Genomic DNA, 3,702 nt, shown 5'->3' with positions numbered 1-3,702 from the left:
TAACTCTGATTTTGCGGTAGAGACGGGGTTTGCCCCTATTTGTGGCGGCTTCCTGCTCGAGGCAGCGGCAGATTTTTCACCTCATCCAGCTGTAGAAGAATTAGTAGAGATACAAGAAATCGGAGAAGTAATTTCTCCGTATGAGTTACGGGCAGCTGGGGAAAAAGTAGCTATTGCCGAACTCCAAAAAGGCTATGAAGCCAAGTTAGAGCCGGTTTATCACGTACATACTCCAGCTACGGATGCAGGGTCTGGGGCTGATTCTTCATCGGCAGCAGACTCGCTAGCAGACTCACTAGCACCGGTAAATTCCACCCCTGCGCTCCGGCCGGATATCCAAAGCTATCCGTGGATTAAAAATACTCTGCCCGCCCGGAAGTATAGCGGTCAGCCCCACCCTAATCCCCGGGTACTAATTCCGGTATTCCCTGGCACTAACTGTGAATTCGATACGGCACGGGCTTGGGAAAAGGCGGGGGCCAAAGCAGATATTATGGTCGTCAAGAGCCTTACAGTGGCGGATATTGAAAGAAGTATTAGCGACTTTGCCACTAAGCTGGCAAAAGCGCAGATCCTTTTCATTCCGGGTGGCTTCTCAGGCGGCGATGAACCGGATGGATCAGCTAAGTTCATTACTTCGTTTATGCGTAATGAGCAGGTAGCAGAGGAAATTAACCAGTTACTGGAAAAACGCGATGGGCTAATTGGCGGCATCTGTAACGGTTTTCAAGCTTTAATTAAATTAGGATTACTTCCCGCTGGGCGAATTTGTGAGCCAAAAGCTGATATGCCTACTCTCACCTATAATACGATTGAGCGCCACCAATCAGGGATTGTAAATGTGCGCATCTGCAATACGAGCAGTCCATGGCTGCAAAAAACTGAAATGGGCGCAATTTATCAAGTGCCCATATCGCATGGCGAAGGGCGAATCGTCGGAGAAGTAAAAGCGCAGAATATCGCCACTCAATATGTAGATCTAGCGGGCACTCCGACTTCTGATATCAGATTCAATCCCAATGATTCGCAGCTAGCTATCGAAGGAATGGTATCTGATTGTGGGCGTATTTTTGGAAAGATGGGGCACGCAGAGCGTTTCTCCGCTGGCACCTATCAAAATGTGCCCGGCCGTTATGATATGCAAATTTTTGCGGCGGCAGTGGACTACTTCCGTAGCTAATTCCGGATATAGCCAATTTAAAGAATGTGGAATATACCGCAAAAAGCTTCGGCCAAAATAGCACTCAGCAGTGGAGGATTCATTTAAGTGGCGCAACTATCCGATATTGAGATTGCCCAGCGAGCCCAGCTTCGCCCTATTACAGAGATTGCCGCAAAACTGGGAATCGACGCAAAACACCTTGTGCCCTATGGGCGCGCTAAAGCAAAGCTAGATTTACAGCTGATAAATGACGAGCAGATTGCCCGCAATAAGCTCGTGCTGGTGACGGCGATGTCTCCCACTCCGGCCGGAGAAGGGAAAACTACCACCACAATTGGGTTAGCAGACGGTTTAGCACGTATCGGGAAACGAGTATGCGCAGCCTTGCGTGAGCCTTCTCTTGGGCCAGTTTTTGGCCTAAAAGGCGGCGCCTGCGGAGGTGGCTATGCGCAGGTACTTCCGATGGAAGATATAAATCTACATTTTACCGGCGATTTTCACGCTATTTCAGCAGCCAATAATCTACTGGCCGCCCTGCTAGATAACCATATCTACCAAGGAAATGAGCTCCGCATCGAACCCCAGCGCATCGTCTTGAAGCGCTGCCTCGATATGAATGATCGACAATTGCGCAATATCGTAGATGGCCGCGGAAAGACCAGCGACGGGCGGGAACGAGAAGACGGCTTTGAAATTACCGTAGCCACCGAAGTCATGGCTATTTTTTGCTTAGCTTCTTCTTTAGGTGATCTAAAACAGCGGCTGGGGAAAATAATCGTCGCCTATAATGAAGACGGCGCACCGGTGACGGCCGCTGATTTACAGGCAGCAGGAGCCATGACGGCCTTACTTAAAGACGCCTTATTACCGAATTTAGTGCAGAGTATAGAAGGGACACCGGTGATTATGCACGGTGGGCCTTTTGCCAATATCGCCCACGGCTGCAATTCAATTATTGCCACAAAAATGGCGCGTTCTCTCAGCTCCTACACAGTTACGGAAGCCGGTTTCGGAGCAGATTTAGGCGCCGAAAAATTTATCGATATCAAATGCCGCCTGAGTGGTATGCAGCCAGATTGCGCTGTCGTAGTGGGCACAATTCGCGCTTTAAAGATGCACGGCGGAATGGCTGTAAAGGATTTGGAATACGAAAATTTACCTGCCTTACAAGCGGGGCTGCCTAATTTACTGCGCCATATTTCCACTTTGCAGAATGTATTCAATGTGCCAGTTGTGATGGCTTTGAATATATTTCCCAGCGATACAGCGGCAGAAATAGCTTTGGCTAGTGCCGAGTGTGCAAAACTCGGAGTGAAGCTAGTGAAATCTACGGTATGGGCAGAAGGAGGCGCCGGCGGAGAAGAGTTAGCCCGGGAAGTAGTACGCCTCTGCGAAGAAAATGAAGGAGGCCACAGCAATTCGAATCCGCTTCGCTTTGCTTATCCGCTTGGGATTCCGATAGCCGAAAAACTCGATTTGCTAGTGCAGAACGTATATGGCGGTTCCGGAGTAGATATCGCTCCGGCAGCACGGCAAGAAATTTCTCGGCTCACAAAACTGGGCTTTGCAGATTTACCTATATGCATGGCAAAGACCCAATATAGCTTCTCAGATAATCCCCAACTCCGCGGAGCTCCGCATGATTTCCAGGTGCATGTACGGCATATAAAAGTAAATGCGGGAGCTGGTTTCCTGGTGGCTTATTCGGGAAGCCTTCTAACTATGCCGGGGCTTCCGAAAGTACCGGCTGCAAATTCTATTGACGTAGCTGGAGATGGCCGCATTACAGGGCTTTCTTAGGGTAAAAAATATCCTCTGGAGGCTCGAAACCATCCAGAGGATAAGAAAATTATTCTTTAGAAAAGATATTTTTGCTGCAGGAGCTTACTTCTTATTTTTTGCAGAAAAGCCCATGTAGATTCCGATAAGTACCATAGCAGCGATTATCGATACAATCCACTGTATCCAAGAAATACCACCATTCGCATTGGAATAGCCAAATAGTCCTACTATCCAGCCTCCTAGCCCCGCTCCTAAGGCACCGAGGATAATAGTCCACAGAATACCAATGGGCTGTTCACCTTTCTTGAAAAACCGGGCTAAAGCCCCTACTATAGCACCGGTAATAATCATTCCAATTAGCTGACCCATGAAACGCTCCTTTCTGATTCGCGTTCGTTTCCGTCAGCTACTGCAGTAAATTTACATTCACTTCAGTAGTGCTATTCCATTCTAACAAAAATACAACAGATATTTTAATTTTGAACTTTCTTGCGATGTGTTATATATATAAGGAATTCTATAAAGTGGCTATGCGAAAAATTTCTGCCTAACTTTATTCGCTTACGAGTTAAGGCTAGATAGAAACTGGCGGGTTAATCCCAGCAGGAGCCGTAGCTACCGCTGGAATTAACCCGCCTTAAGAAAATCCACCCGTCGCTAGTGCAAAACCAGGTGCCAATTAGGCGTTAAACGCCTGTTCTATCCGCTCGTGCGCGGCCCAGATCTGCTCAGGTAGATTCTTGAACTGTGCAAGGTGT

At 48.0% G+C, this 3,702-nt stretch carries 3 protein-coding genes; 2 read left to right on the top strand and 1 reads right to left on the bottom strand.

Translation table 11 applies throughout. The annotated features are described in order from the left end of the window. The coding region (locus Q0X35_RS06170) for a phosphoribosylformylglycinamidine synthase subunit PurQ (RefSeq protein WP_297566585.1) at positions 1-1,180 on the top strand (1,180 nt) is incomplete at its 5' end. 87 nt (positions 1,181-1,267) lie between these two features. Continuing rightward, a complete protein-coding gene (locus tag Q0X35_RS06165; RefSeq protein ID WP_297566583.1) occupies positions 1,268-2,962 on the top strand; it encodes a formate--tetrahydrofolate ligase in 1,695 nt (564 codons plus the stop codon). A gap of 84 nt (positions 2,963-3,046) precedes the next feature. Here Q0X35_RS06165 and Q0X35_RS06160 read toward each other — a convergent pair whose 3' ends face one another. Then, entirely contained in the window at positions 3,047-3,313 is a 267-nt protein-coding gene (locus tag Q0X35_RS06160; RefSeq protein WP_297566581.1) for a GlsB/YeaQ/YmgE family stress response membrane protein, read from the bottom strand. Between the last annotated feature and the right edge of the window lie 389 nt (positions 3,314-3,702).

The sequence above is a fragment of the uncultured Arcanobacterium sp. genome (genome assembly GCF_947253055.1).
GTDB lineage: Bacteria > Actinomycetota > Actinomycetes > Actinomycetales > Actinomycetaceae > Arcanobacterium_A.
Note: the sequence above shows the minus strand (reverse complement) of the source record. Positions and strands in the feature narration are given on the sequence as shown.

Bases quoted from the DNA above. Each gene is read 5' to 3' on its own strand.
- Q0X35_RS06160 (WP_297566581.1), bottom strand. From the start codon at position 3,313: ATGGGTCAGCTAATTGGAATGATTATTACCGGTGCTATAGTAGGGGCT.